Source organism: Lysinibacillus sphaericus (genome assembly GCF_006864135.1).
Classification (GTDB): domain Bacteria; phylum Bacillota; class Bacilli; order Bacillales_A; family Planococcaceae; genus Lysinibacillus.
Map to the genome: position 1 here is coordinate 385,394 of NZ_SADV01000002.1, position 24,907 is coordinate 410,300.

The following is a 24,907-nucleotide window of genomic DNA, read 5'->3' on the forward strand; positions in this document are numbered from 1 at the left end:
GAAAACCTCATTCTAGAAAAAAAACTCAAATCGCAAATTGCGTTTGAGTTTTTTCTTTTTATTTGTCTGTATACGCGTCATGTAGTACAGAAAGCTCTTTCTCGAGTGAATCGAGAATTTCTTTGCCTTTTTCGCGATCAATGAGTCCAAGCTTCACAGCAAAGTCAATTTCACGTGAAAGGCCGAACATTTGTGTATCTAATACTTCTTCATATAAAGGGCATTGTGGCATTGTTAAATGATCCATTTGTACTCGAATGAGGCGAGCAATTTTATCTGCATCAGCAACTAAAAGCTCCAAAGCCTTCTCCTGAAAAGAAGTTTGTGATTTAGTATCCATGAGGACGCCCCCATTATCTGATATTTCTTCGATTCTATCTTAATAAAGTTTATCTTTTAGTCGTTAAAAATGCAAGTGTCTACATTGGAAAATAGAGAAATCGAATTATATTTCTTTATTATCTCTAGTCATTAGCGTTATACTATTTCATGGATATACAAGATTTGAGGAGGATTTCTATAATGGAAACAATAATTCCTATCAAGGGCGCAGTTACATTCCAACTAACATTAGATCCCACTGTTTGGATTTTCGATGATCGTAAATTAGATTTAAAAACGTACTTCGATACAAAAGAAGTTGAGGAAGATTCGGATATTAAATATATGCGTGAAGTAGGTGCTCACTGGTCGCGTGAGATTATGGAAGGAGCTACTTTTCCACCAACATTGAAATCAGAACGAAAATTTGACCGCAAAGGAATGGAAACAGGTACTTTCGGGATTGAATTAAGTCACTTCTTGAAAAATGCTGAGATTAAACCTGAAGCAACAACAATCGTCATTGAATGTGAAGATGGCAAAGAATATTCATTTTCAATTGAAGAAGCTTACACATTCATTTTAAAATACAGCCAAGATGGCAAGCCATTAACGGAAGATGGCCCTGTTCATGTGCTATTTAGAGACGGTTCAAATGTAGACAACCCTATCAAAAATATAGTAGCAATTCGTGCTGAGTAGGAGGGAATGCAATGCGCGTAAAATGCGTTATTTGCGATACAATTAACAATTTAGATGATAATTTACCGTTAGCAAAAAAATTACGTAATCGACCAATTCATACGTATATGTGCGGTACTTGCCATGATCGTATTGAAGAAAATACCGTTGCACGCATTGAAACAGGAAATTTCCGTTTTTATCGTACTTCACCACAAATGGATAAAGAATTTTAACAGCAACTAAGGAGGTGGTTCATTATATTTGAGACACCTCCTTTGTCGTCTAACCATTATTTTTTACAATCGCCTTCTCAATCAACTCGACAACCTGATACATAATCGTCGCAAAAAAAGCGATGATGAGAAGTGACATAAGCACAAGATTAAAATTAAACACTTGGAAGCCATAAATAATTAAATAACCTAGCCCTTTTGAAGCAACTAAAAATTCACCTACAATGACACCTACCCAAGAAAGTCCTACATTTACTTTCAAAGTAGAAATAATCGTTGGAAATGAAGCGGGTAAAATGACTTCCCTAAATATTTGCCATCTAGTTGCCCCAAAAGTTTGTAATACTTTGCTGTAGTTCGGATCTACCCCTTTAAATGCTGTATAAACTACGATGGTTGTAATAATGATTGAAATCAACGCACCCATCGCTATAATTGAAAAATACCCCGGACCAAGAGCGACTATTAAAATTGGTCCTAAGGCAACTTTCGGCATGGCGTTTAAAATAACTAAATACGGATCTAGTACCTTTGATAGCATCGGCGACCACCACAATACGATTGCTATTAAAGTGCCTATTAATGTACCAGCAATAAAGCCAATGACCGTCTCCATTAACGTAACACCAACGTGCAATGTTAACGTACCATCGCTCACTTTTTCTACTAATGTGTGCCATACCTGCGTTGGTGAACTAAAAATTAAACGGTCAATCCATCCAAATCTTGAAAGAAGCTCCCACCCACAAAAAAATACGAGTAAGATGATAAGCTGATATAATCGAACATAGCGCTTTTCTTTTTTTAACATTTGCAGATACTGTTTAAATAAAGCATTATCCAAGACTCTCCAGCTCCTTCCAAATAGTTTGGAATATATCTGAATATGTTGGATGCTGTCGAACATCAAAAGGTGAAAGCTCTTGTAACTCAGTAGGTATTTCAAAAACTCTATGCAATGTACCCGGATTTGCCGAGAATAGAAATACCCGTTCACTCATCGCAATGGCTTCACCAATATCATGCGTTACAAGAACTGCAGTTTTTTGATAGGCCTTTAACGTTTCAACAACCAAATCCTCCAGTTTTAATTTAGACTGATAATCAAGTGCCGAAAACGGTTCATCTAGCAATAAAATTTTAGGGTCCACCGCTAAAGTTCTTGCCAGCGCTACTCGTTGACGCATGCCACCCGATAACTCTCTCGGATAATTATTCCCTACATGCGGTAAACCAATTTCTCGCAAAAGTGCATTTGCAGTTACTTTATGCGTTTTAGTGCTTCGCTCCATGATTTTCAAACCAATCGTGACATTTTCTTCAATAGTCTTCCAAGGGAATAAATAATCTTGCTGAAGCATGTAACCAATGAGAGACTGATTGTGTGATGAAAATTCCTCACCATCAATGTATACCTTACCTTCTGTTGACGAAAACAAGCCCGCAATAATTGATAATAACGTCGTTTTCCCACATCCGCTAGGTCCTATAAAAGAAACAAACTCACCTTCACGAATATCCAAATTTATATCATGTAAAACATCCTTAGCCTGCGTTTTCGAAAAATAGCTATGGTGAATATTTTCTACTTTTAAAAAACCCATATTACTCAGCTGCCTTTTTAGCAAAGGTTGTATTCACAAGCTTTTCATAATCCACCCGTTGAGGAAGTTCACCTGCTTCCTCCATGATCTTTTGCAAGTTATCCCATTCCCCCTTATCCAAAATAGGATCTGTAGCATAGGAACCTTGTGATTTATAACGCTCAACCACTGTTTCAATTAAGCCTACATCTACATTTTCAAAATATGGCTGAATAATTTTCGCTATTTCGGCCGGACTCGCTTTTTGCACAAAATCCTGTGCTCGTTTCAAAGCATTTGTAAAGCCTTGAACTGTCTTCGCATTGTCTTTTAAATAGCTACTTTTCGCCATAAACGATGTATAAGGTAATTGCCCCGATTCAGTACCAAATGAAGCGACAATGTAACCCTTACCTTCTTTCTCAAAGATACTAGCTTGTGGTTCAAATAGCTGTACATAGTCCCCTGTTCCAGAAGCAAAGGCTGTAGAAATATTAGCATAATCAATGTTTTGAATGAGTTTTAAATCATTGGTAGGGGCAATGCCATGTTTTTTCAGGACAAACTCACCAGCCATTTGTGGCATCCCTCCTTTACGTTGACCTAAAAATGTAGAGCCTTTTAACTGATCCCATGAAAAATTATCCATCTTGTTACGTACCACTAAAAATGTGCCATCTGTTTGTGTTAACTGCGCAAAATTTTGAATCGGGTCATTGGCGCCTTGGAGCGTAACATAAATAGAAGTCTCCGATCCAACTAAGGCAATATCAATGCCATCAGAAAGTAGCGCCGTCATTGTCTTATCGCCACCTGCAATTGTTTGTAGCTCAACGGAAAGCCCTTCATCCTTGAAGTACCCTTTTTCAAGTGCTACATACTGCGGCGCATAGAAAATCGAGCGCGTCACTTCCCCAACTTTGACTTTTTCAAGCTCCGTTTTATTACACGCCGTCAAAGAAAGGAGTAATAAAGCAATAACACTAAATAGTAAACCTTTTTTTAGCCACCGCATTCCATTTCCTCCTTGATTGATGAAAATAAGCCTATCGACATTAACTTATTCATATCGGAAGATTTCGGTGCCTAGATTTTAAAATTGTTCAAATACCCAATGTTTGAATGATGTTCTATTCGCTTTGTTGCTGTCGCTACGCTTTCGCACAGAAAACATCCGCTGCGCTGCTGGGTCTCGAGCCAACACGATGTTGGTCACGAAGGCGTTATCACAGGATGTGATGCTTTTAGCCTTCGTTCCTCTATCGCTGATCCCCGAGGAGTCGCTCAGTCTCCACTACAATCAACTATTTGCACAGTATACGATTTAACAAAAGTCACCCACAACTTTTGGTGATGAACCAAAAGAAAACAGCCTTAGCTATTCAAAGCTAAGGCTGTTTCTATTAAGGTAAAGTTATTTCACTGATTTGTAGCTTGTTGCTCTTCTCTTTTTTCACGCCATAAACGTGTTTTATAGATGATCAAGATTAACGCTGCTACAATGAGCCCTTCTACCATCGGAAGATATAATGCAAAAAATGTTAATATAATACACCCTAAAAACAGGAAAATATAAATAACTATATTTTGTGATAGTTTTAATTTCTTTGCAAAGCCTAGTTTATAAACAAGTGCAGAGAGCAAAAACACTAGAGCAAACAGAACATAGCCTGCCATATCATAGTTCGGTAAGTTTTGATATAAAAAACGCGTTATCCCTGCCATTTTTTTATAGGCTTCAGCTGTTTCCTCTACGTTTGTTTGTGCAGCAACTTGAATAACATTTAGTTCACCTAATAAAGCGGACTTAATATCCAAGACTCATCTTCCTTTCGTGGCAGCAAAAAATTATTTATCAGCGTTTTTTAATTTTTTCGCTGCTTTCTCACGTTCGTTTTTATCTAGAATTTGTTTACGAAGGCGAATAGATTCTGGTGTGATTTCTAAGTACTCGTCATCACCTAAGTATTCAAGCGCTTCTTCTAGTGATAAAATACGTGGCTTTTTAATAACATTCGTTTGGTCTTTGTTTGCTGAACGGATGTTTGTTTTTTGTTTCATTTTTGTGATGTTTACAGTGATATCAGCGTCACGAGTATTTTCTCCAACGATCATACCTTCGTAAATATCTGTACCTGGCTCCAAGAACAGTGTACCACGGTCTTCAATTTGCATCATACCATAAGTAGTTGATTTACCAGTTTCCATTGAAACTAGTACACCTTGGTGACGGCCACCAATTTTTCCTGGTATTAATGGTTGATAGCAATCGAACGTATGGTTGATAATACCGAAACCTTTTGTCATCGACATGAATTCAGTTGTATAACCGATTAATCCACGAGCTGGTACTAAGAACGTTAAACGAACTTGACCACTGCCGTTGTTCACCATATCAAGCATTTCACCTTTACGTGTACCAATTGATTCAATAATTGAACCAACATTTTCTTCAGGCACATCGATTTGAACGCGTTCGAAAGGTTCACATTTCACGCCGTCGATTTCACGCACGATTACTTGTGGTTTTGACACTTGTAATTCGAAGCCTTCACGACGCATGTTTTCGATAAGGATAGATAAGTGAAGCTCCCCACGACCTGAAACTGTCCAAGCATCTGGAGAATCAGTATCTTCAACACGTAAAGATACGTCTGTTTGTAATTGAGCACGTAAACGCTCTTCTACTTTACGAGAAGTAACCCATTTCCCTTCACGACCTGCGAATGGAGAATTGTTTACTAAGAAAGTCATTTGTAAAGTTGGCTCATCAATACGTAATGGCGTTAGCGCGTCTGGGTGCTCAACAGGGCAAACTGTTTCACCAACGTTGATGTCTTCCATACCTGAAACGGCGATTAAGTCACCAGCTTTTGCTGTCTCAACTTCTTCACGTTTTAAGCCGAAGAAACCAAAGATTTTCGTTACACGGAAGTTTTTCACTGTTCCGTCTAACTTCATAAGAGATACTTGTTGACCTACAGAAATTGTTCCGCGGAATACACGACCAATACCGATACGTCCAACGAAGTCGTTATAGTCAAGTAAAGCTACTTGGAATTGTAATGGCTCTTCTGAGTTATCAATTGGTGCTGGAATAGCTTCGATAATTTTCTCAAATAGACATTTCATATCCGCTTCTTGCTTAGATGGATCAGCGTCTAAAGAAGCTGTACCATTTACACCTGAAGCATAGACAACAGGGAAGTCTAATTGATCTTCATCTGCACCTAGTTCAATGAATAATTCAAGTACTTCATCTACTACTTCTAGTGGACGAGCTGAATCTTTGTCTACTTTATTAACAACAACGATTGGTGTTAAACGTTGTTCTAATGCTTTTTTCAACACAAAACGTGTTTGTGGCATACAACCCTCATACGCATCGACAACTAGTACAACGCCATCTACCATTTTTAAAATACGTTCTACCTCACCACCGAAGTCAGCGTGTCCAGGCGTATCAAGGATGTTGATACGAGTTCCTTCATAGTTTACTGCTGTATTTTTAGCTAAAATCGTAATACCACGTTCGCGTTCAATATCGTTAGAGTCCATTGCACGTTCTTCAACACGTTCGTTTGAACGGAATGTACCCGATTGTTTTAATAATTGGTCGACTAAAGTAGTTTTACCATGGTCAACGTGTGCGATAATTGCGATATTGCGAAGATCTTGACGTAAGTTTGTCATTATTCCACTCCATATTCTTTTTTCGAATGTTTAACTGTGATATTATAGCACAAGAAGGATAGAAATGTCCTTATTAGAATTTTCCTCATTCTAAAAAATATATTTGCATTATAAATTTTTTATATAGGAGGCTCGGCTATGAATCGTGCAAAATTCGTAATGGCCGTTTACGCATTAGCGGCTGTTTTAGCAATGTGTTCTATCGGATATTCAGTGGCAGCTAGTAGTTGGTTAGGTATAATAGCAGGCATTGTGGCTACTTGTGTCATCTTCATGACAGCCTTTAAAATGAAACGTAAACTGCGTGAGCAAGGACTACTTTAATAGCACAAAGGAGCCTGTCTAAAAAATAGACATGGCTCTTTTTATTATTCATAAGGCACAATATATTTTTCTAATAACTCTTTGTGGATAGAAGGATTGGCAATAATAAACGTATCCTGATGCAAGAAATCAAAGCCTTCTCCATGTAAATTAGTGGTAATAGCACCAACTTCCTTAGCGATAATCGTACCTCCAGCAATATCCCACGGCGATAGTCGCATAGACACATAAGCATCTAATTTACCACTGACAACAAACGCTATTTCCATGGCAGCTGAACCATATGACCTCGTACCACGTACTTTCCTAACCATTTCAATTACTTTTTCATTGTGAATATGTCGATTTGGTGCTACCCAGTGAGCATTTATACCAATGACCGATTCTTCTATTTTGACTGACTGCAATTTACGTAATGGTGAGTCATTGTACCATGCCCCTTCACCTGCAATAGCATAAAATAAATCTTCACGCATGACATCAAATATGTAACCAAGCTTGCCTACCCCATTAACAAAAATACCGATAGAAATCATAAAATGACGATGTTGTTTCACAAAATTCATCGTGCCATCGATTGGATCAATAATCCATACAACACCTTCTAACGACTCTACTTTCTCTCCCATTCCCTCTTCCCCTAAAATTTTATGGGTTGGATTGAAACCTCGTATTTTTTCGATAAAGAATAATTCTGTTTCTCGGTCAATATTTGTGACAAGGTCGTTTGCGCTTGATTTTGTCTCGATAACTAGATTGTACGAAAAGGCCTCTCGAATACGGCTACCCGCTTCATATATAATACTTTTCGCAAATTGATCAATTTGTTGTAAATCCATAAAAACCCACCCTTCGATTATAAGAAAAGGCCCTATGCTTTTAGCCTACATCACTAGTTCCTCTATGTCAGCGGATGTCTTTTGTACCGAAAGCGTAGCGACAGGTACAGATGTTTGGACACCCACTGAAGAAGTTAAAATACTTTTTTGTTAATAATTCTTCCCTAAAAATATAACTTTGCATTATGATATATTGTCTATTTTACCCTTTATAGCAATAAAAATCACCTGCTGTCGGAATATTCAGCAAGTGATTTTTCAAATCGGTATATAATTCTCATTACGCATAGGCGTGCAAGCTTTCAAGTTCCAGCTGTATTTCAACCAGACGCTTTTTACTTTTTTCAATTTCAAATTCATTTTTTTCATTCATTGCCGAGAATAGCGAGGCTAATTCATAATCTAATTCTAATTGCAAAATGTGTTCATATTGCTTTTCAATGTCGACTTTACGTATAATTTTTACGATTGGTTTCATAAAAATCACTTCCTTTTTTTATTTTTCACAAAAACTTATCACATTCGATAAAATGCTTGTTATAAGATTTTTTCCCATTTTTCTTATAAAATAAACCTTATAAATCGAAAGGAGTTCATAAAAATGCCGAAAATAAAGTGGACTAACAAAGACTTTAATGTTTTTCAAATAGACGGGCTAGAACAGAGAATGGATGCTTTAAATGAATGTGTACGACCAAAATTCCAATTGCTTGGAGAGGATTTTTCTTCCTTCTTTTCAAGTCATCTTGGGGAAGAATTTTATCCTCATGTTGCGAAGCATGCGCGTAGAACAGTAAATCCCCCAAATGATAGCTGGGTTGCATTCGCTCCGTACAAAAGAGGTTATAAATCATTACCTCACTTTCAGATTGGACTTTGGAGCACACATTTATTCATCGTCTTAGCTATTATTTATGAAGCTCCACAAAAAAATGTGATGGCAGAACGTTTAATTGCCAACAAAGCAATGCTACAGCAGCTTCCTGATGATTTCATTGTCTCTGGAGATCACATGTCTCCAGCAGCAAGCTCCTTGCAAGATGCAAAGGAAGACAAGCTAGAGGAATTACTTATCCGTTTACGTGATGTTAAAAAAGGAGAATTTTTAGTAGGTCGTCATATTCCAAAAGATCAAGCTGTCAAGCTGTCAGCTAGCCAACTTCATCAATTAACGGAAGAAACCTTTAGCCGTTTACTCCCTATTTATAACATCATTGTTGGAAAATAAAGTTTGACGGATTGTGCTTTAAGCTTTGTAAATAATAACTAAAACAGTTTTCAACGATATTTATATATTGTGGAAAATTTTCGTTATTATTCCTAGCAAATGAAAATTTGTTTGAAGATTATTTGTGGATGAGGGTATGGGGAAATTATTTTTTTGGATCATCACCAAAACGTGTGGTTGATTTCCGTTCCGACTGGGCGCTTTGTTGCTGCCGCTTCGCTTTCGCACAAAAAGAACATTTGTAGCTGACGCTTCGCTTTCGCTACAGAAAACATTTGTTGCTGCCGCTTCGCTTTCGCACAGAAAACATCCGCTGCGCTGCAGGGTCTCGGGCCAACACGATGTTGGTCACGAAGGCGTTATCACAGGATATAATGCTTTTAGCCTTCGTTCCTCTATCGCTGATCCCCGAGAAGTCGCCCAGTCCCCACTCCAACCAACTATTTAATAGTAGACGTTTTAACAAAAGTCATCCACAACTTTTGGTGATGAACCTTTTTTCCTACTTTTTAAAAATTAGGAATTTTTTTATTTTGTTTATGTAGTATATGAAATAAGCTAATTTTTAACACAGACATAGTGTAAAGTGGACGTGAGTATTTCTCGCGTCCACATTCATGCTCATCCCACTCCAATCAACCGCTTCACGAAAGCTTGTTGTTTTTTAACACTATGAAGCGGTTAGGGCATAAGTATATTTTTAAAGAAAAATGTTAAAAATTTCTCATTAGAAAAGCGCGAGAAATCAACGTTGCTAAAATTGATTTCTCGCGCTTTTTAAGGTTTTGACCAGTTTTGTCCTAGCCTCATTTTTTATCGACGTTGCTTCGGGGCAACTTTAATAATCGTACCATCAGTTCCTTCTTTCGCTTGTTTCACAACAGGGTAACTGACATAGCCACTTGCTTCTTCAAACTCACGGAAAATTGATTTTTCCTCGGCCTGTGAAGGAACAATTTCTTTAAAACGACGATATTTCACCATCATTACTTCACGCTTAATGCCTTTTTCATAAGCTTGTTCAATTCCTTCAAAAAATCGGACAACATCTACAATTTCCTCAGTTGACCAATCAGTTGAAAACGGATAAGAGTATTCCATTAGACAAACCACCTTTATATTACTGACCCGATACGAAAAACATCTACATTTCTAAAAAATGTAGACATCTCTACTGTGACACGACTTATTTCTTCCGACTTCCGTATTTGTGTCTTCCTTATTCTCGGAGTCTGGTTTCGCATAAAGCTACTGCCATTTAGTATGACTCTCCAAAGGCATAAATTCCGCAGTATCGTTGCGTACACATCTAAAGTTAGTTCAGTTGAATTCCTTAGATTAAGTAATTTGCTAAGTTAAAGCTTACGTTCAAATCTCTATCCAATTTTAATCTACAAGAGCAGATATATAATCTGCCTTTTAGTTTCAAATCGGTTTTGATTTGTCCACAACTACAACAAGTTTTGATACGGAAACGATCTGTCGGCTTCAACAAATTCAATTCCGTATTTTTTACTATTGTATTGAATTCATATAGCTTTTGCCTGGCTACCGCCTTCGCCAGATGTATATTTTTCATCATACCTTTTACATTTAAATATTCCATGGTTTTCACAATCTCATTAGAACATTGATATAAATGATTGGCTCGGATGACGTTAAGCCCATTTTACCCGAATACTTTCTGCTTCTGCAAGCATTCGGGTGATTAGCTCCTCGACTGTTGGAATATCATGAATCATTCCTGTAACTTGTCCAGCCCAGCCAATCCCTTCGTCTTTTTCACCATCATAAATAAAACGTTTATTTGCTTTCCCGCTAATATAATCTTTTAATGCCTCATACGTAGGTGTAGTGCGCTCAATTTCTAAAATCTTTTGCGTAAATTCACTGCTCAACGCTCTTGCTGGTGCACCTATAGAGCGTTTTATAACAGTCGTATCTGCCTCGGTACTTGCAATTAAGGCTTCTTTATAAGCCTCAGAAGCATCAACACATTCTTTTGTCGCTATAAAACGCGTACCCATTTCAATTCCCTCTGCTCCTAGTGCATGAGCTGCCATCCAGCCACGTCCATCACCAATTCCGCCCGAGGCAATAACAGGTATTTTCACACTATCTACAACCTGTGGCACAAGTACCATTGTTCCAATATCATCGCGACCAAGGTGACCTCCACCCTCTTGCCCAACAACCATAACAGCATCTGCGCCTAGTTCTTCCGCCTTTTGAGCTTGTCTACGTGCAGCAACTAGTACTAATTTTTTAATATCCGTTCCTTTCAAAATATCAAAAATAGGTGCAGGATTTCCTCCAGTCATTGTAACAACTGGTACTTTTTCTTCCACTGCAACACGCACCATATCCTCATAACCAGTGCCATACATACCAATTGCAAAATTTACACCAAACGGTTTATCCGTTAATGTTCTTACTTTATGGATCTCTGCGCGCAATAAGTCAGGATCTCTTAAACTCATAGCTGTTATTTGCCCTAACCCCCCAGCATTTGATACCGCCGCTGCTAAATCAGCATATGCTAAATAGGCTAATCCTCCTTGAATAATTGGGTATTTAATATTTAAAAGCTCCGTCACACGTGAATTCCAATTCATAATATCTCCCCTTTCCTTCGATACTATTTTCTCGAAATTATCAAAATATCCTTTTTATTTTATTTTTTTCTGTAAAGTCTATTTTTTCTTGCAATTAGGTGCTATAATTCATTTGTTTTCTTACATATTATAAAGTGAGGTGGTACCTGCGTTGTCACAATTAGAGACTCCATTGTTCGACGTATTACTCAAACATCGGAACAGACACCCAATTCAGTTCCATATTCCAGGCCATAAGAAAGGGCAAGGTATGGACCCTGCGTTCCGAGAATTCGTCGGCGACAACGTTTTATCAATTGATTTAATTAATATTGCTCCACTAGACGATTTACATTCACCGAAGGGCGCCATTAAAGAAGCGCAAGCACTTGCTGCCCAAGCCTTTGGTGCTGATCATACATTCTTTTCCGTTCAAGGTACTAGTGGCGCCATCATGGCGATGATTCTGACCGTTGTCGGTCCAGGTGATAAAATTCTAGTACCGCGGAATGTTCATAAATCCATTATGTCGGCGATTGTTTTCGCTGGAGCAATCCCGATTTTTATTCATCCCGAAGTAGATAGTGAGTATGGTATTTCTCATGGAATATCGCCTGAAGCTGTTGAAAAAGCATTAAATGCTTATCCAGATACAAAGGCAGTTCTTGTTATTAATCCAACGTACTTCGGCTTCTCTGCAGACTTAAAGCGGATTGTCGAAATAGTCCATAGTCGCAATACTCCGGTAGTTGTCGATGAAGCACATGGTGTACACATTAAATTTCATGATGATCTTCCGTACTCTGCAATGGAAGCTGGAGCTGATATGGCCGCAACCAGCGTACATAAGCTTGGTGGTTCTATGACTCAAACGTCTATTTTAAATGTTCGTGAAGGACTTGTTTCTGCCAAACGTGTACAAGCTATACTGTCGATGCTTACAACAACATCGACATCCTATCCATTACTCGCTTCCCTTGACACAGCAAGACGTCAGCTAGCGATCCATGGTTATGATTTAATTGGGGATGCACTTCGCTTGGCCAAAGATGCACGTAAACGTATTAACCAAATTCCACATTTAAAATGTGCTGGTAAAGAAAAATTAAATTCATCAGCAACTTATGATATGGATCCTTTAAAGCTATTAATAAGCGTTAAAGATTTAGGTATCTCAGGTCATCAAGCTGAAGAGTGGCTTCGTCACAATGCAAATATTGAAGTAGAATTATCAGATCTATACAATATTTTATGTTTAGTGACATTAGGTGATACGAAAAAGGACATCAATCTTCTAATCAATGCACTTAGTCGTATGTCAAAAGCATTCGATTCAGAAGCTGCAATTACTGAAACAATGGTCAATGTTCCAGAAATCCCTGCACTTGCTATGTCACCGCGTGATGCATTTTATGCAGATACTGAAGTTGTTCCACTTGCAGAAGCGGATAATTGTATTTGCGCCGAATTCGTTATGGTATATCCCCCAGGTATTCCGATTTTTATTCCCGGGGAAATAATTACTCTAGAAAATATTCGTTATATTCAAATGAATATTGAAGCTGGTTTACCAGTACAAGGACCAGAAGATACTACATTAAAAACAATTCGCGTCATTAAAGAACGCAAACCTATTATTTAATAGTAAAGCTACCTCAGAATGGGGTAGCTTTTTGTCAATTATTAATGATAATAAAACCAAGAAGAGACCATACCAAATATAGGGAAAACAAGCCACCAATACCTCCACAAAAAATCACCAACAGTTTTGTGATCGGACTTATTTGTATCAGGAGCTGAAACTGGGGCTGAGGCTTCTAGTTTATGATATTTTTCTTCCCCTGTAATAAGCTGATCTAAAGAAATTTTATATAAATCACTTAACCTTCTTAAATTATCAATATCAGGATAGCCCTTTCCTAACTCCCATTTCGAAACGGATTGTCTTGAAATATTTAAAAAACTTGCGACATCATCTTGGGTATACTTATGTTGTTCTCTTAATTCCTTTAAACGGTTTTCTAAATTCATTGAACTTCACCTCCAACTTATCGGATTTTGATCAAATAATAATGGATTATTACACTTTATTCTAGAAGTTGTTATTTGCTAATTCGCAACGCATAGTTGCTTCCATGAACTAAGCAAAAAATTCGATTCTAGAGCATATTTCACTTACAATTATATTTCAGCAGATATCTTTTGTGCCGAAAGCGTAGTGACAGGTACGGATGTTTGGACACCCGCTGAAAGAAGTTAAAGGAGTGATGGGATGAACACATGGAATCAACGTTTCAAAACGATCGAATATGTTTATGGTGAGAAGCCAAATGCATTTATAGAAAACTATGTACACTATTTAAAAGATTATCAAAATGTGGCTGCATATGCCGAAGGTGAAGGTCGAAATGCTGTATTTTTAGCTTTACAGGGGCATACAGTAACTGCCTTTGATTATGCGGAAAGCGGTCTTGAAAAAACAAAACAACTCGCAGAAAAACATAATGTTTCGGTTCACACAAAGCTTACTGACTTACTGCAAGATGAACTACCAGTAGAAAAGTTTGATGCTGCTATTATGGTGTTTGGACATTCCCAAGCCGAGCAGCAACAAGAAGTGTTTAAGCGGATTGTAAACTCAGTAAAATCTGGTGGTCGTATTATGATGGAACTTTATTCAATTTATCAACTATCTTACGCGTCTGGTGGCCCAAGACAACTTGATTTTTTATATGACCCTTTAGATGTTCTAAAATGGTGTCAACCTTATAAGATTATCCATTTTTCCACAGGTGAACAAATGCGAAATGAAGGTATACTCCACACAGGACTTGCTCATACCATTCAATTTATTATCGAAAAAAATTAAAAAGACTATATACAGTTTATATCTGTATATAGCTTTTTTTCACAAAAACAAATAAACAAATAGCGGACATAAAAATGCGCCTACAATTGCCGTTAAGGCCATTGATAGTGAGCCTACTGATAATTCTTGTTCTCCGTATTCTCTTAATTTAACAAGCCCAACGCCATGTGAAGCACTACCTACTGCAACACCTCTACTAACGGCTGATTCAATTTTGCCGTATTTAATGACTAAAGGTCCAATAATAGCGCCTACAAACCCTGCTAGCATTACGAGTACAGCCGTTAATGGTGGAATACCGCCAATGGTCTCACTCACCTGCATACCTACAGGTGTCGTTAATGATTTAGGTAAGGCTGTCAGCAGCCAGCTTTTATTGACACCAATCCATTTCAGCATAACAAATATTGTTGCTAAGCCTGTAATCATAGCGATAAAAATACCTGACAAAATAGCATACTTATATTTCATAATGATCTTACGTTGATTATATAGAGGATAAGCTAGAGCTACAACTGCTGGACCTAGCATTTTTTGAAGCCATTGCCCTCCCTCCATATAAGTAGAATATGGAATATTAAAGATTAATAATATAACAGCACTGACGATCGTTGTCGTCACTAGTGGAATCATTAAAGGATGTGGGTAACGTTGATAAAGTTTTGTAAATAAAACGAATAAAACAACGGTGCCAGCGACAACAATAATTTCAATCAACCGTTAATTCCCCCTCTCCTTCTTCTACAACGGCTTCTGTTTCTTTTTTAGCCAGCTCTTTTTTCTCAACCATTTGACTAAGTAATCCTGTAACATAAATAGAGATTAGCGTACTTGCTATAACGGCTAGAATAATCAAGAGGCCAGTTGTTGAAAAAAGTTCAGGGTAGTCAATCACTCCTACTGTTGCAGGAATAAAAAACAAGGTTAACACGCCAATTAAGAAACCGGCTCCATCTTGAATGTATTCTACTTTAATTATTTTGAAATTGAGTGAAAGTGCTAGTAATAGTAATCCAATTACACTTCCTGGAAGAGGTACATGTAGTAAAGCCACAATACCGACACCCATGTAATAAAAAATATTGAGTATCCCAATCTGAACAATAATACGAACAACTCTCTTTAACGTCGAAGCAAAATTTTCGTTCAACATTTCGCCACATTTCACCCCCTATAACGTTCATTCTACATCTGCAGGAATTTTCTGTCTATTATAATTTTAGGAAAACAATAGAAAAAAAAGGATAACTACAAAACACTTTGAGCCATCCTTTTTCTATATAACTTAAATAGGTTGTCTAAAACTGTTCTACATTCATTCGTTAGACACCAGTAAATGGGGGTCATCACCATAACGTGTGGTTGATTTCCGCTCCGGCTGGGCGCTTTCCTGGGGGCGTCCGATGAGCCGCTTCACTCGCATAGCTCGCTCCGGGGTCTCGGGCCAACACGATGTTGGTCACGAAGGCGTTATCACAGGATGTGATGCTTTAGCCTTCGTTCCTCTATTGCTAATCCCCAAGGAGTCGCCCATCCTCCGCTCCAATCAACTTATTTACAAAGTAAGCGTTTTAACAAATGTCATCCATAACTTTTGGTGATGGGCCTTAAATATTCCTTTTCTCAAAAAATTACTAGTTAAGGCTTTTCTATAATGCATGTCCTGAACCACCATCAATGTTTACAGAAGTTCCTGTCACATAACTAGCTGCATCTGATACTAAAAAAGTAATGACATTCGCCGCCTCTTGAGTATCCCCTATCCGACCAAGCGGAATCGTTTGACCTACAGTACGGGAATAATTTTCCCACGATAATTCTGGCGCTTCTTCTTTCCACTTCTTCTCTATTTGATCACTACGAATAAGCCCAATACAAACAGAATTCACACGAATATTATCTTTACCTAAGTCTTTGCTCATAGCCTTTGTTAACGCAAGTCCTGCCGCACGACTTACAGTAGTGGGGAGTGAGTTTGCTGGTGGTGTTTTAGCCATTACCGCAGTCACATTAACTATTGCACCACCACCAACCTTACGCAAATGAGGTGTAGCATATTTTGAACAATTGACAGCACCAAACACTTTTAAATCTATATCAGCTTGCCATAGCTCACTACTAACCGATTCAAATGGATGAGCTGAAGCTGTCCCTGCATTATTAATAAGAATATCAAGGCGACCAAAATGTTCTATTGCTCGCTCAATTAAGTACTTACAATCTTTTTCCTTTGTAATATCAGTCGGTACAATTAAAACGTCCTCGCCTGTTTCGTTTTTAATACAACCAGCAGCCACTTGAAGCTGTTTTTCACCACGACCACAAAGTACAACCTTTGCCCCCTCTTTCACAAGCTGCATCGCTGTATAATAACCAATCCCCTTACTTGAACCTGTAATAACTGCTACTTTCCCCTTTAAGCCTAGTTCCATTGTTATCACCCCAGTTTTTTGTTCAACTTCTCTTGTTACACAAACATCGATAGCATTTTCGAATATCTAACAGTTAATTTCTGAGACTATCTAACACATTCGCTAAATCTATTCGGTATTTACTATAATCCAAGCCGAATTATATTTTTAGAATATTCATTCGATAGTATTACTTTATCAAAATTACAAGTAATATACAAAAAAACGGCTACAAAGCACATGCTTTATAGCCGTTTTTATAAACTTTATTATTTTTTTGCTACAATATGGATTGGATTGCCAAGTAATACTTCAGCAGCTTCCATTGTAATTTCACCTAATGTTGGGTGAGCATGGATTGTTAACGCGATATCTTCAGCAGTCATACCGCCTTCAATTGCTAAGCCCATTTCAGCGATCATATCTGATGCACCAGCACCTACGATTTGAGCACCGATTAATAAGCCATCTTCTTTACGCGCAACAAGCTTCACGAAACCTTCTGTTTGGTTTAATGCAAGTGCACGACCATTTACTGCGAATGGGAATTTCGCTGCAGTGTATTCAATGCCTTCAGCTTTCGCTTCATCTTCATTATAACCAACTGTTGCCATTTCTGGATCTGTGAAGCATACAGCAGGAATAGCTAAATAATCAACGATTGATTTTTCACCAGCGATTGCTTCAGCAGCAACTTTACCTTCATAAGATGCTTTATGAGCAAGTTGAGGACCAGCTACAATATCACCAATTGCATAGATGTTTGGAATATTTGTACGACATTGTTTGTCAACATTGATAAGACCACGTTCACCGAATTCAATACCGATTTCAGCAAGGCCCATTTCATCTGTATTTGGACGACGACCTACAGTTACTAATACATAGTCAGCTTCAACTTTTTTCTCTTCTCCGCCAACTTCATATGTTACTACTACGCCGTTTTCTGTTTCTTCAACGCCTTTTGCAGATGCGTTTACTTCCATTTCAACGCCTTTCTTTTTAAGGCCTTTTTTCACGATTTGTGTCATTTGTTTTTCGAAACCAGCTAAGATATCTTTTCCGCCTTCGATAATTGTTACTTGTGAGCCAAGATTAGCATAAGCTGAACCTAACTCTGTACCAATATAACCTCCACCGATAACGACTAATTTACCTGGTACTTCTTGTAAAGAAAGTGCGCCAGTAGAATTTAGTACGCGTTTAGAGAATTTGAATGTTGGAATTTCAACTGGACGAGAACCTGTTGCGATAATTACATTGTTAAATGTGTAAGTTTGAGCAGATTCACCATTGATGATACGCACTGAATGAGCGTCAACGAAATAAGCTTCACCTTGTACAATTTCAACTTTATTACCTTTAAGTAAGCCTTCAACACCGCCAGTTAATTTTTTAACAACGCTGTCTTTAAATGCTTGTGCTTTTGAGAAGTCTAATTTCACGTCAGAAGCGATGATACCCATGTCATCTGAATGTTTAGCATGCTCAAAACGGTGACCTACTGAAATTAATGCTTTTGATGGGATACAACCTACGTTTAAGCACACACCACCAAGTACATTTTTTTCAACGATTGTTACTTTTTGGCCAGTTTGAGCTGCACGGATTGCGGCTACATATCCTCCAGGACCTGAACCAATGACAAGAGTATCTGTTTCGATTGGAAAATCTCCTACTACCATTTTTGTTACGCCTCCATTAATAATAATTCTGGTTCACTTAACAAACGCTTTAAGTGATTTAAAGCATTTTGCGCAGTGGCTCCATCGATCATACGATGATCAAAGCTCAATGATAATGCTAACACAGGTGCGGCTACAATTTCACCATTTTTTATTACAGGTTTTTCTGATATTCGACCAATACCTAGAATTGCTACTTCAGGATGATTAATTACCGGAGTAAACCATTGTCCTCCTGCAGAGCCGATATTCGTAATCGACATCGAAGCGCCCTTCATTTCATGTGGTGCAAGTTTGCCTTCACGTGCTTTAGTCGCTAAGTCATTAATCTCATTTGATACTGCAAAAACAGATTTACGATCTGCGTGCTTAATAACTGGTACTAACAAGCCTTTTTCTGTATCTGCTGCAATACCAATATTATAATAATGCTTCTGAATAATTTCTTGTGTTGCATCATCTAATGAGCGGTTAAATTCTGGGAATTCGCGTAAAGTTGAAATAAGCGCTTTAACTACGTATGGTAAGTACGTTAATTTGACACCTTTTTCAGCAGCGATATCTTTGAATTTTTTGCGATGTGCTACTAGAGCTGTTACATCGACTTCATCCATTAGTGTAACATGTGGAGCCGTTTGTTTCGAGTGAACCATCGCTTTTGCAATCGCTTTTCGAATGCCCGACATTTTCTCACGTGTTTCCGGGAAATCACCTTCAAGGACTACTGGCGCAGCTGGTGCAGTAGTTTCTTGCTGAACAGCTTCTTCATTAGCTACAGTTGCTACTTCAACCTCTACAGCGCCTCCACCTTTTAGGAAATTCTCAATATCTTGTTTTAAAATACGACCATTTTTGCCTGTACCTTTAACTTCACGAATATTAACATCATGCTCTCGTGCAAATTTACGTACTGAAGGCATTGCGATGACACGCTTATTGTCATCAGCTACAGTTACAGCTTCAGTCTTTTCAGTAGCTTTTTCTGGAGCCTGCTCATCTTTAACAGGTGCCTTCTCTACTTTCTGACCAGACTCAGCTGTTGCTTGAACTTGAGCCTCTGTTTTCGCTTCAGCATGGTCATCACCTTTTAGCTTTAAGTCTTCATAGCCAGGTGCATCAAAGCGGATTAAGACATCACCAACAACCGCTACTGTACCTTCTCCTACTAAAACTTCCTCTACTTTCCCTTCAACCGGAGAAGGAATTTCTACTACCGCTTTGTCATTTTGTACTTCACAAAGAATATCATCTTCTTTTACTGTATCTCCAGCTTTAACGAACCATTTCACGATTTCGCCTTCGTGAATACCCTCGCCTATGTCTGGTAATCTAAATTCAAATGCCATGTGTACCCATCCTTTCTATATTACCGTCGTTTAGAAGCTACATTAGAATGTTAAAACTTTTTTTGCTGTTTCCATTACATCTTTATAGTTTGGTAACCAAACACCTTCAGCTTGTGGGAATGGGTACACAGTATCAGGTGCAGCCACACGAAGTACAGGTGCTTCTAAGCTTAAAATCGCGCGTTCTGTAATTTCAGCCACAACATTTGCAGCAATACCTGCTTGTTTTTGAGCCTCTTGTACAACGATTGCACGACCTGTTTTTTCAACTGACGCGATAATTGTTTCAATATCAATTGGTTGGATTGTACGTAAATCAATAACTTCTACAGAGTGACCTTCTTTTTCTAGTTCTTCTGCAGCTTTTAAGCTTTCGTGAACCATCAAACCATAGGCAATAATTGTTAGATCTTTACCTTCACGTTTTACATCCGCTTTACCTAGTGGAATTTCGTATGCTTCCTCTGGTACCTCTTCACGGAATGAACGATATAATTTTAAATGCTCTAAGAAAATTACTGGGTTATCATTTCGAATAGATGAAATCAGTAAGCCTTTCGCATCGTACGGTGTAGACGGTACAACAACCGTTAACCCTGGTTGTGCTGTCATTAAACTCTCTAAGCTATCTGAGTGCATTTCTGGTGTATGTACACCACCACCAAATGGAGAGCGGATTGTTACTGGCGCATTATAGACACCACCGCTACGATAGCTCATACGTGCTAATTGACCACTAATTGAATCCATTACTTCATAAACAAAGCCAAAGAACTGAATTTCAGGAACTGGACGGAAACCTTGAAGAGAAAGTCCGACTGCTAAGCCACCAATACCTGACTCTGCTAATGGAGTATCGAAAACGCGGTCAACACCGAATTCTTTTTGTAGGCCTTCAGTTGCGCGGAATACCCCACCATTGACACCTACATCTTCCCCGAATACAAGAACGTTTTCATCGTTCTTTAATTCTGTGCGAAGTGCATCTGTAATTGCTTGAATCATTGTCATTTGTGCCATAGGTTATTTCGACTCCTTCTCTTTATAGATTTCATATTGTTCTTTTAAATTTGATGGCATTTCGCCTTTATACATGTTTTCCATTAACTGTGTTACTTTTTGTTTTGGAGCAGCATCGGCTTTCTTGATTGCCTCTTTAATTTCTTCTTTTGCACGCTCAATAACAGCCTCTTCTTTTTGCTCATCCCATAAACCTTTCGCTTCTAGATATTTACGGAAGCGTACAAGAGGGTCTTTTTGCGCCCATTCAGTATCTGTATCCGATGTACGGTAACGCGTTGGGTCATCCCCTGCCATTGTATGAGGACCATAGCGATAGCACAGTGTTTCAATTAAAGTTGGACCTTCGCCATTAACTGCGCGCTCACGTGCATCACGTGTTGCTACGTAAACTGCTAGCGCATCCATTCCATCAACTAAAATACTTGGTAAGCCTGCTGCTACACCTTTTTGAGCAATTGTTTTCGCAGCTGTTTGTAATTCACGAGGTGTTGAAATTGCATATTGGTTATTTTGTACAATGAAGATTGCTGGTGATTTAAACGCACCTGCAAAGTTAATGCCTTCATAGAAATCCCCTTGCGATGAACCACCATCACCTGTATAAGTGACAGCCACAGCCTTTTTACCACGTTTTTGAATACCAAGAGCTACACCTGCAGCTTGAATATATTGTGCACCGATAATGATTTGAGGTGCTAATACGTTTACCCCTTCAGGAACTTGATTTCCCATAAAATGACCACGTGAGAATAAAAACGCTTTATCTAAAGGTAAACCATGCCATACGATTTGTGGTACATCACGGTAACCTGGTAAAATCCAGTCTTCTTTTTCTAATGCAAAGTGTGAAGCAAGTTGTGAAGCTTCTTGCCCAGCCGTTGGTGCATAGAAGCCTAATCGACCTTGACGGTTAAGAGAAATGGAACGTTGGTCTAAAATACGTGTATAAACCATACGCGTCATTAACTCAACTAGCTCCTCATCAGATAACTTTGGGTCTGCCTCGTCATTTATAATTTCGCCTTCTTCATTCAAAATTTGAAACATTTCAAATTTATCTTCTATTTCAGTTAGCGTTTGTTTAGCGTCAAAAATATTATTGTTTTTCTTGCCCATTTGTCACATCTCCCTTTCAGCTGTATTAAAATAAATCACCATTTCAACTAGTACAACTTATTCTTTGCACTCAGTATACTGAATAAAATACTGTCGGTCAATCATATAATTCGCGTGTAAACAAAGATTTTTTCTAACATAACAAATAAACAAACCTGTCCCACACTGTACCACCAATAAAGAAAAACTGTATTATAACACCTTGTCGAAAGTACACAATTATTTAGTTCCCCTACATGATTACCAATAGTAGAATGCCCAGTTCTAGACAATCTAATAGCTTTAGAAAAATTTTTAAGTATATTCAAATAAGGTCTTTTTTCATGTGATTGTTTTAAGACGTGGTGTATACTTATAAGTAAGCACCACAAAGTTGAAAGGAAGATTTATATATGATTTTAATGGATGATATTATTCGCGAAGGTCATCCGACTTTACGCACAAAAGCCGAGGAGGTCAAATTCCCTTTAACTGATGAAGTAAGACAGCTTGCAGAAGACATGCTTCAATATTTAATAAACAGCCAAGATCCTGAAATGGCAGATAAATATAATTTACGCGGCGGTATTGGATTAGCTGCCAATCAAGTAAATAGTCTACATCGAATGTTTGCCCTTCATTTGCCTGATGACAATGGCGAACAATTAAGTTTTGTAGCGATCAACCCAAAAATCGTTAGCCACTCTGTAGAAAACTCATACCTTGCAGCAGGTGAGGGCTGCCTTTCTGTAGACCGCAATGTTCCAGGCTATGTACCACGTCATGCTCGTGTTACAGTTAAATTTAAAACAATTGACGGCGAAGAGAAGAAAATGCGACTTAAAGGCTTACCTGCTATAGCCTTCCAACACGAATTAGACCACCTAAACGGCATTCTGTTTTACGATCGTATCAATGAAAAAAATCCATTTGCGGAAATTCCAGATTCTACACCATACGAGCGCGATTAGGAGCATAGAACGAAAGCAAACCCCTGCAGTTACTATAAACTGCGGGGTCTACTTTTTTACAAGCTCGTTTCGATCTTCTACCCATCATTTTCAACTTTATTTTTATGATATTTCTATCCCTGGTTCTAAATGTTCATTTATTTTTTCCAGCAGTACAGGCAGCTCTTCCATTGTTTGAATCGTATAATGTGCACCTGTTTCTTTAAATACTCGTGCTGTTTTTTCAATAGTTACTTGCTGCTCTTCTTCAGATAAAGCCATAAACTCTTCTTCAGATAACCCCATCTCAGAGCTTCCAACAATAACACCAACAGCCCAGACCCCTGCATTTAAAGCCTCTCGAATATCTGAAGTTGTATCTCCAACCTTCACAACTTGCTTCGTGGCCTCAATACCTAATGCCTCCATATTTTTAAAAATCATATATGGGTACGGACGTCCTTTATCTCCTACTTGAGTAGGCGTTACTAAAAAATCAGGTTCATATCCTTTTGCCGCTGCATATTGAGTCACTACCTCCATCATAGCGTCTGTATATCCCGTCGTAGAACCGATACGAATACCCTCTTCCCTTAATCGATGCACCGTTTCTTTCACATGCTGAATCGGATCTGTGTAAGTAGCTAACGATTCCATTAGCTTTGATTCAAACTGCCTATATAATGCTAGGACATCCTGTTCCGTAAAATCTCGGCCATATTTTCGGTTCCATACCTCACGAATTCTAGGCATTTTGAGCATTGTACGAATATGATCGATTTTCAGCATGCCCATTGGTTTACGCGCTTCCTCTAGCGTTACCTTGATTCCCGCATCTTCAAAAACCGTCAAGAAAACATTCACAGGAGCAAAGCAACCAAAATCAACGGTTGTACCTGCCCAATCAAAAATAACACCTTTAACCTTCATTACTCATCACCGCCATATAATTTTCGATAACCTTACATAATGTAGTCATATCGTCTTCATGAATATCCCCAATATTGCCAATTCGGAATGTATCCACATCTGTTAATTTCCCTGGATAAATAACAAAACCTGATTTTTTCATCGCACCATAGAAATGCTCGAAGGAAAACCCTTCATTAGGGAATAAAAACGTTGTAATAATAGGTGATTGTAGCTCCTCTGAAATATAGGCATTAAACCCAAGTGCTTTTAAACGAGAGCGAAGTATATGATTATTATTCGCATATCGTGCGTAGCGAGCATGTATTCCACCTTCTTCTGCGAGCTCCTCTAATGCCTTCGCAAAAGCTGCCACTACATGTGTAGGTGATGTAAAACGCCATTTTCCATCTAGTTTCATCACTTCCCACTGATTATATAAATCTAACGCAACGCTTCTCGCTTGCCCTTTGCACTTTTCTAACTCCTCTATTCTTGCAATAACAAACCCGAACCCCGGCACCCCCTGGATACATTTATTGGCACTGCTAATTAAATAATCAATCCCTAATGCCGATACATCCATCGGTACGCCACCAAAGCTACTCATTGCATCAACGATAAACGTTTTGTCCAACCCTTTCACAACGTCTCCTATTTCACTAATAGGATTTAAAATTCCAGTTGTCGTCTCACAATGTACAATAGCAACATGTGTTATTGTTGAATCATTTTCCAACAGTGCTTTAATTTCGAATGGAGACGGTTGTTCATTATAAGGAACACTATAGACCGAATGCTGTAGCTTAAGCACTTTGGCCATTTCTACAATGCGTTCACCGTAAGCACCATTTGTGATAATAAGGACTTTATCTCCCTCACCAATTGCCGTTGTTAACACAGATTCTACAACAAAACTACCACTTCCTTGCATAAGAACAGTTGTATAATCTGGTTCTTTCACTTGCGCTAACTCTAAAAGCTGCTTACGTATTGTTTGCGTGACATTTTTATAATCATCGTCCCATGTGCAACGATCCTTTAACATCACTTGTTTTACTGTTTTTGTTGTCGTTAATGGTCCTGGTGTTAATAATTTATAGTTGTTCATAAAATTAAT

Annotated in this window: 28 protein-coding genes; 7 read left to right on the forward strand and 21 right to left on the reverse strand. The window is 38.2% G+C overall.

Annotated features, from left to right (window positions below; translation table 11 throughout):
* Nucleotides 1-58: 58 nt before the first annotated feature.
* Nucleotides 59-340, reverse strand: a complete 282-nt coding sequence (locus tag C7Y47_RS04100) for a YlaN family protein (protein ID WP_053483432.1) — start codon at nucleotides 338-340, stop codon at nucleotides 59-61.
* A gap of 182 nt (nucleotides 341-522) precedes the next feature.
* Between C7Y47_RS04100 and C7Y47_RS04105 the strand changes: the two genes are divergently transcribed.
* Nucleotides 523-1,023, forward strand: coding sequence for a peptidyl-prolyl cis-trans isomerase (locus tag C7Y47_RS04105; protein WP_142507589.1), 501 nt, complete (start codon nucleotides 523-525; stop codon nucleotides 1,021-1,023).
* A gap of 11 nt (nucleotides 1,024-1,034) precedes the next feature.
* Nucleotides 1,035-1,238, forward strand: a complete 204-nt coding sequence (locus tag C7Y47_RS04110; RefSeq protein WP_053483434.1) for a YlaI family protein — start codon at nucleotides 1,035-1,037, stop codon at nucleotides 1,236-1,238.
* Between the two features lie 49 nt (nucleotides 1,239-1,287).
* On the opposite strand, the gene C7Y47_RS04115 is transcribed toward C7Y47_RS04110, so the two are convergent.
* The 5 genes from C7Y47_RS04115 to typA all read right to left on the reverse strand — a co-directional run bounded on the left by C7Y47_RS04115 (nucleotide 1,288) and on the right by typA (nucleotide 6,514).
* Nucleotides 1,288-2,082: an ABC transporter permease gene (locus C7Y47_RS04115; RefSeq protein ID WP_142507590.1), complete on the reverse strand. Its 795-nt coding sequence runs from the start codon at nucleotides 2,080-2,082 to the stop codon at nucleotides 1,288-1,290.
* Nucleotides 2,075-2,842, reverse strand: coding sequence for an ABC transporter ATP-binding protein (locus C7Y47_RS04120; RefSeq protein ID WP_142507591.1), 768 nt, complete (start codon nucleotides 2,840-2,842; stop codon nucleotides 2,075-2,077). Before C7Y47_RS04120 ends, C7Y47_RS04115 begins: the two co-directional genes overlap by 8 nt.
* 1 nt (nucleotide 2,843) lies before the next feature.
* Nucleotides 2,844-3,836 carry an ABC transporter substrate-binding protein gene (locus C7Y47_RS04125; protein WP_142507592.1) on the reverse strand — a complete coding sequence of 331 codons (993 nt, stop codon included), beginning with the start codon at nucleotides 3,834-3,836 and terminating at the stop codon, nucleotides 2,844-2,846.
* 404 nt (nucleotides 3,837-4,240) lie between these two features.
* Nucleotides 4,241-4,639 (reverse strand): YlaH-like family protein, encoded by a 399-nt coding sequence (locus tag C7Y47_RS04130; RefSeq protein WP_142507593.1) that lies wholly within the window; start codon nucleotides 4,637-4,639, stop codon nucleotides 4,241-4,243.
* 30 nt (nucleotides 4,640-4,669) lie between these two features.
* Nucleotides 4,670-6,514, reverse strand: coding sequence for a translational GTPase TypA (gene typA / locus C7Y47_RS04135; protein ID WP_142507594.1), 1,845 nt, complete (start codon nucleotides 6,512-6,514; stop codon nucleotides 4,670-4,672).
* A gap of 138 nt (nucleotides 6,515-6,652) precedes the next feature.
* On the opposite strand from typA, the gene C7Y47_RS04140 reads away from it, so the two are divergent.
* Nucleotides 6,653-6,838 carry a DUF5325 family protein gene (locus C7Y47_RS04140; protein WP_142507595.1) on the forward strand — a complete coding sequence of 62 codons (186 nt, stop codon included), beginning with the start codon at nucleotides 6,653-6,655 and terminating at the stop codon, nucleotides 6,836-6,838.
* Nucleotides 6,839-6,882: 44 nt separating this feature from the next.
* Here C7Y47_RS04140 and C7Y47_RS04145 read toward each other — a convergent pair whose 3' ends face one another.
* Together C7Y47_RS04145 and C7Y47_RS04150 are read right to left on the reverse strand one after the other, a co-directional pair.
* Nucleotides 6,883-7,677, reverse strand: coding sequence for an inositol monophosphatase family protein (locus C7Y47_RS04145; protein ID WP_142507596.1), 795 nt, complete (start codon nucleotides 7,675-7,677; stop codon nucleotides 6,883-6,885).
* A 280-nt stretch (nucleotides 7,678-7,957) separates the two neighbouring features.
* Complete coding sequence (locus tag C7Y47_RS04150; RefSeq protein WP_132357656.1) at nucleotides 7,958-8,155, reverse strand: hypothetical protein; 198 nt, start codon at nucleotides 8,153-8,155, stop codon at nucleotides 7,958-7,960.
* Between the two features lie 123 nt (nucleotides 8,156-8,278).
* On the opposite strand from C7Y47_RS04150, the gene C7Y47_RS04155 reads away from it, so the two are divergent.
* On the forward strand, nucleotides 8,279-8,905 hold the full coding sequence (locus C7Y47_RS04155) for a YktB family protein (protein WP_142507597.1): 627 nt from the start codon (nucleotides 8,279-8,281) through the stop codon (nucleotides 8,903-8,905).
* A gap of 813 nt (nucleotides 8,906-9,718) precedes the next feature.
* Here the strand turns inward: C7Y47_RS04155 and C7Y47_RS04160 are convergent.
* The 3 genes from C7Y47_RS04160 to C7Y47_RS04170 all read right to left on the reverse strand — a co-directional run bounded on the left by C7Y47_RS04160 (nucleotide 9,719) and on the right by C7Y47_RS04170 (nucleotide 11,520).
* Nucleotides 9,719-10,006: a UPF0223 family protein gene (locus tag C7Y47_RS04160; protein WP_142507598.1), complete on the reverse strand. Its 288-nt coding sequence runs from the start codon at nucleotides 10,004-10,006 to the stop codon at nucleotides 9,719-9,721.
* 232 nt (nucleotides 10,007-10,238) lie between these two features.
* Complete coding sequence (locus tag C7Y47_RS04165; RefSeq protein WP_221887663.1) at nucleotides 10,239-10,511, reverse strand: zinc ribbon domain-containing protein; 273 nt, start codon at nucleotides 10,509-10,511, stop codon at nucleotides 10,239-10,241.
* A 52-nt stretch (nucleotides 10,512-10,563) separates the two neighbouring features.
* Nucleotides 10,564-11,520, reverse strand: a complete 957-nt coding sequence (locus tag C7Y47_RS04170) for an NAD(P)H-dependent flavin oxidoreductase (protein WP_142507599.1) — start codon at nucleotides 11,518-11,520, stop codon at nucleotides 10,564-10,566.
* Nucleotides 11,521-11,671: 151 nt separating this feature from the next.
* Between C7Y47_RS04170 and C7Y47_RS04175 the strand changes: the two genes are divergently transcribed.
* Entirely contained in the window at nucleotides 11,672-13,141 is a 1,470-nt protein-coding gene (locus tag C7Y47_RS04175) for an aminotransferase class I/II-fold pyridoxal phosphate-dependent enzyme (protein WP_142507600.1), read from the forward strand.
* A gap of 41 nt (nucleotides 13,142-13,182) precedes the next feature.
* Here C7Y47_RS04175 and C7Y47_RS04180 read toward each other — a convergent pair whose 3' ends face one another.
* Nucleotides 13,183-13,530, reverse strand: a complete 348-nt coding sequence (locus C7Y47_RS04180; RefSeq protein WP_142507601.1) for a helix-turn-helix transcriptional regulator — start codon at nucleotides 13,528-13,530, stop codon at nucleotides 13,183-13,185.
* 241 nt (nucleotides 13,531-13,771) lie between these two features.
* Here C7Y47_RS04180 and C7Y47_RS04185 point away from each other — a divergent pair, with 241 nt between their 5' ends.
* Nucleotides 13,772-14,368, forward strand: coding sequence for a class I SAM-dependent methyltransferase (locus C7Y47_RS04185; RefSeq protein ID WP_142507602.1), 597 nt, complete (start codon nucleotides 13,772-13,774; stop codon nucleotides 14,366-14,368).
* Nucleotides 14,369-14,407: 39 nt separating this feature from the next.
* Here the strand turns inward: C7Y47_RS04185 and C7Y47_RS04190 are convergent, their stop codons facing one another.
* The 7 genes from C7Y47_RS04190 to pdhA all read right to left on the reverse strand — a co-directional run bounded on the left by C7Y47_RS04190 (nucleotide 14,408) and on the right by pdhA (nucleotide 21,949).
* Nucleotides 14,408-15,085 carry an LrgB family protein gene (locus C7Y47_RS04190; RefSeq protein WP_142507603.1) on the reverse strand — a complete coding sequence of 226 codons (678 nt, stop codon included), beginning with the start codon at nucleotides 15,083-15,085 and terminating at the stop codon, nucleotides 14,408-14,410.
* Nucleotides 15,078-15,521 carry a CidA/LrgA family protein gene (locus tag C7Y47_RS04195; protein WP_255504993.1) on the reverse strand — a complete coding sequence of 148 codons (444 nt, stop codon included), beginning with the start codon at nucleotides 15,519-15,521 and terminating at the stop codon, nucleotides 15,078-15,080. The genes C7Y47_RS04190 and C7Y47_RS04195 overlap by 8 nt, the downstream gene beginning before the upstream one ends.
* Before the next feature lie 496 nt (nucleotides 15,522-16,017).
* Nucleotides 16,018-16,800 carry an SDR family NAD(P)-dependent oxidoreductase gene (locus C7Y47_RS04200; RefSeq protein ID WP_142507605.1) on the reverse strand — a complete coding sequence of 261 codons (783 nt, stop codon included), beginning with the start codon at nucleotides 16,798-16,800 and terminating at the stop codon, nucleotides 16,018-16,020.
* 248 nt (nucleotides 16,801-17,048) lie between these two features.
* Complete coding sequence (gene lpdA / locus C7Y47_RS04205) at nucleotides 17,049-18,464, reverse strand: dihydrolipoyl dehydrogenase (RefSeq protein ID WP_142507606.1); 1,416 nt, start codon at nucleotides 18,462-18,464, stop codon at nucleotides 17,049-17,051.
* Between the two features lie 5 nt (nucleotides 18,465-18,469).
* Nucleotides 18,470-19,810, reverse strand: a complete 1,341-nt coding sequence (locus C7Y47_RS04210; RefSeq protein ID WP_142507607.1) for a dihydrolipoamide acetyltransferase family protein — start codon at nucleotides 19,808-19,810, stop codon at nucleotides 18,470-18,472.
* A gap of 42 nt (nucleotides 19,811-19,852) precedes the next feature.
* Nucleotides 19,853-20,830, reverse strand: coding sequence for an alpha-ketoacid dehydrogenase subunit beta (locus C7Y47_RS04215; protein ID WP_079559704.1), 978 nt, complete (start codon nucleotides 20,828-20,830; stop codon nucleotides 19,853-19,855).
* Nucleotides 20,831-20,833: 3 nt separating this feature from the next.
* Complete coding sequence (gene pdhA / locus C7Y47_RS04220; protein WP_142507608.1) at nucleotides 20,834-21,949, reverse strand: pyruvate dehydrogenase (acetyl-transferring) E1 component subunit alpha; 1,116 nt, start codon at nucleotides 21,947-21,949, stop codon at nucleotides 20,834-20,836.
* Between the two features lie 392 nt (nucleotides 21,950-22,341).
* Here pdhA and def point away from each other — a divergent pair, with 392 nt between their 5' ends.
* Nucleotides 22,342-22,899: a peptide deformylase gene (gene def / locus C7Y47_RS04225; protein WP_142507609.1), complete on the forward strand. Its 558-nt coding sequence runs from the start codon at nucleotides 22,342-22,344 to the stop codon at nucleotides 22,897-22,899.
* Between the two features lie 102 nt (nucleotides 22,900-23,001).
* Here def and phnX read toward each other — a convergent pair whose 3' ends face one another.
* Nucleotides 23,002-23,808, reverse strand: a complete 807-nt coding sequence (phnX, locus tag C7Y47_RS04230) for a phosphonoacetaldehyde hydrolase (RefSeq protein ID WP_142507610.1) — start codon at nucleotides 23,806-23,808, stop codon at nucleotides 23,002-23,004.
* Nucleotides 23,798-24,898, reverse strand: a complete 1,101-nt coding sequence (gene phnW, locus C7Y47_RS04235) for a 2-aminoethylphosphonate--pyruvate transaminase (protein WP_142507611.1) — start codon at nucleotides 24,896-24,898, stop codon at nucleotides 23,798-23,800. The genes phnX and phnW overlap by 11 nt, the downstream gene beginning before the upstream one ends.
* Nucleotides 24,899-24,907: the final 9 nt, after the last annotated feature.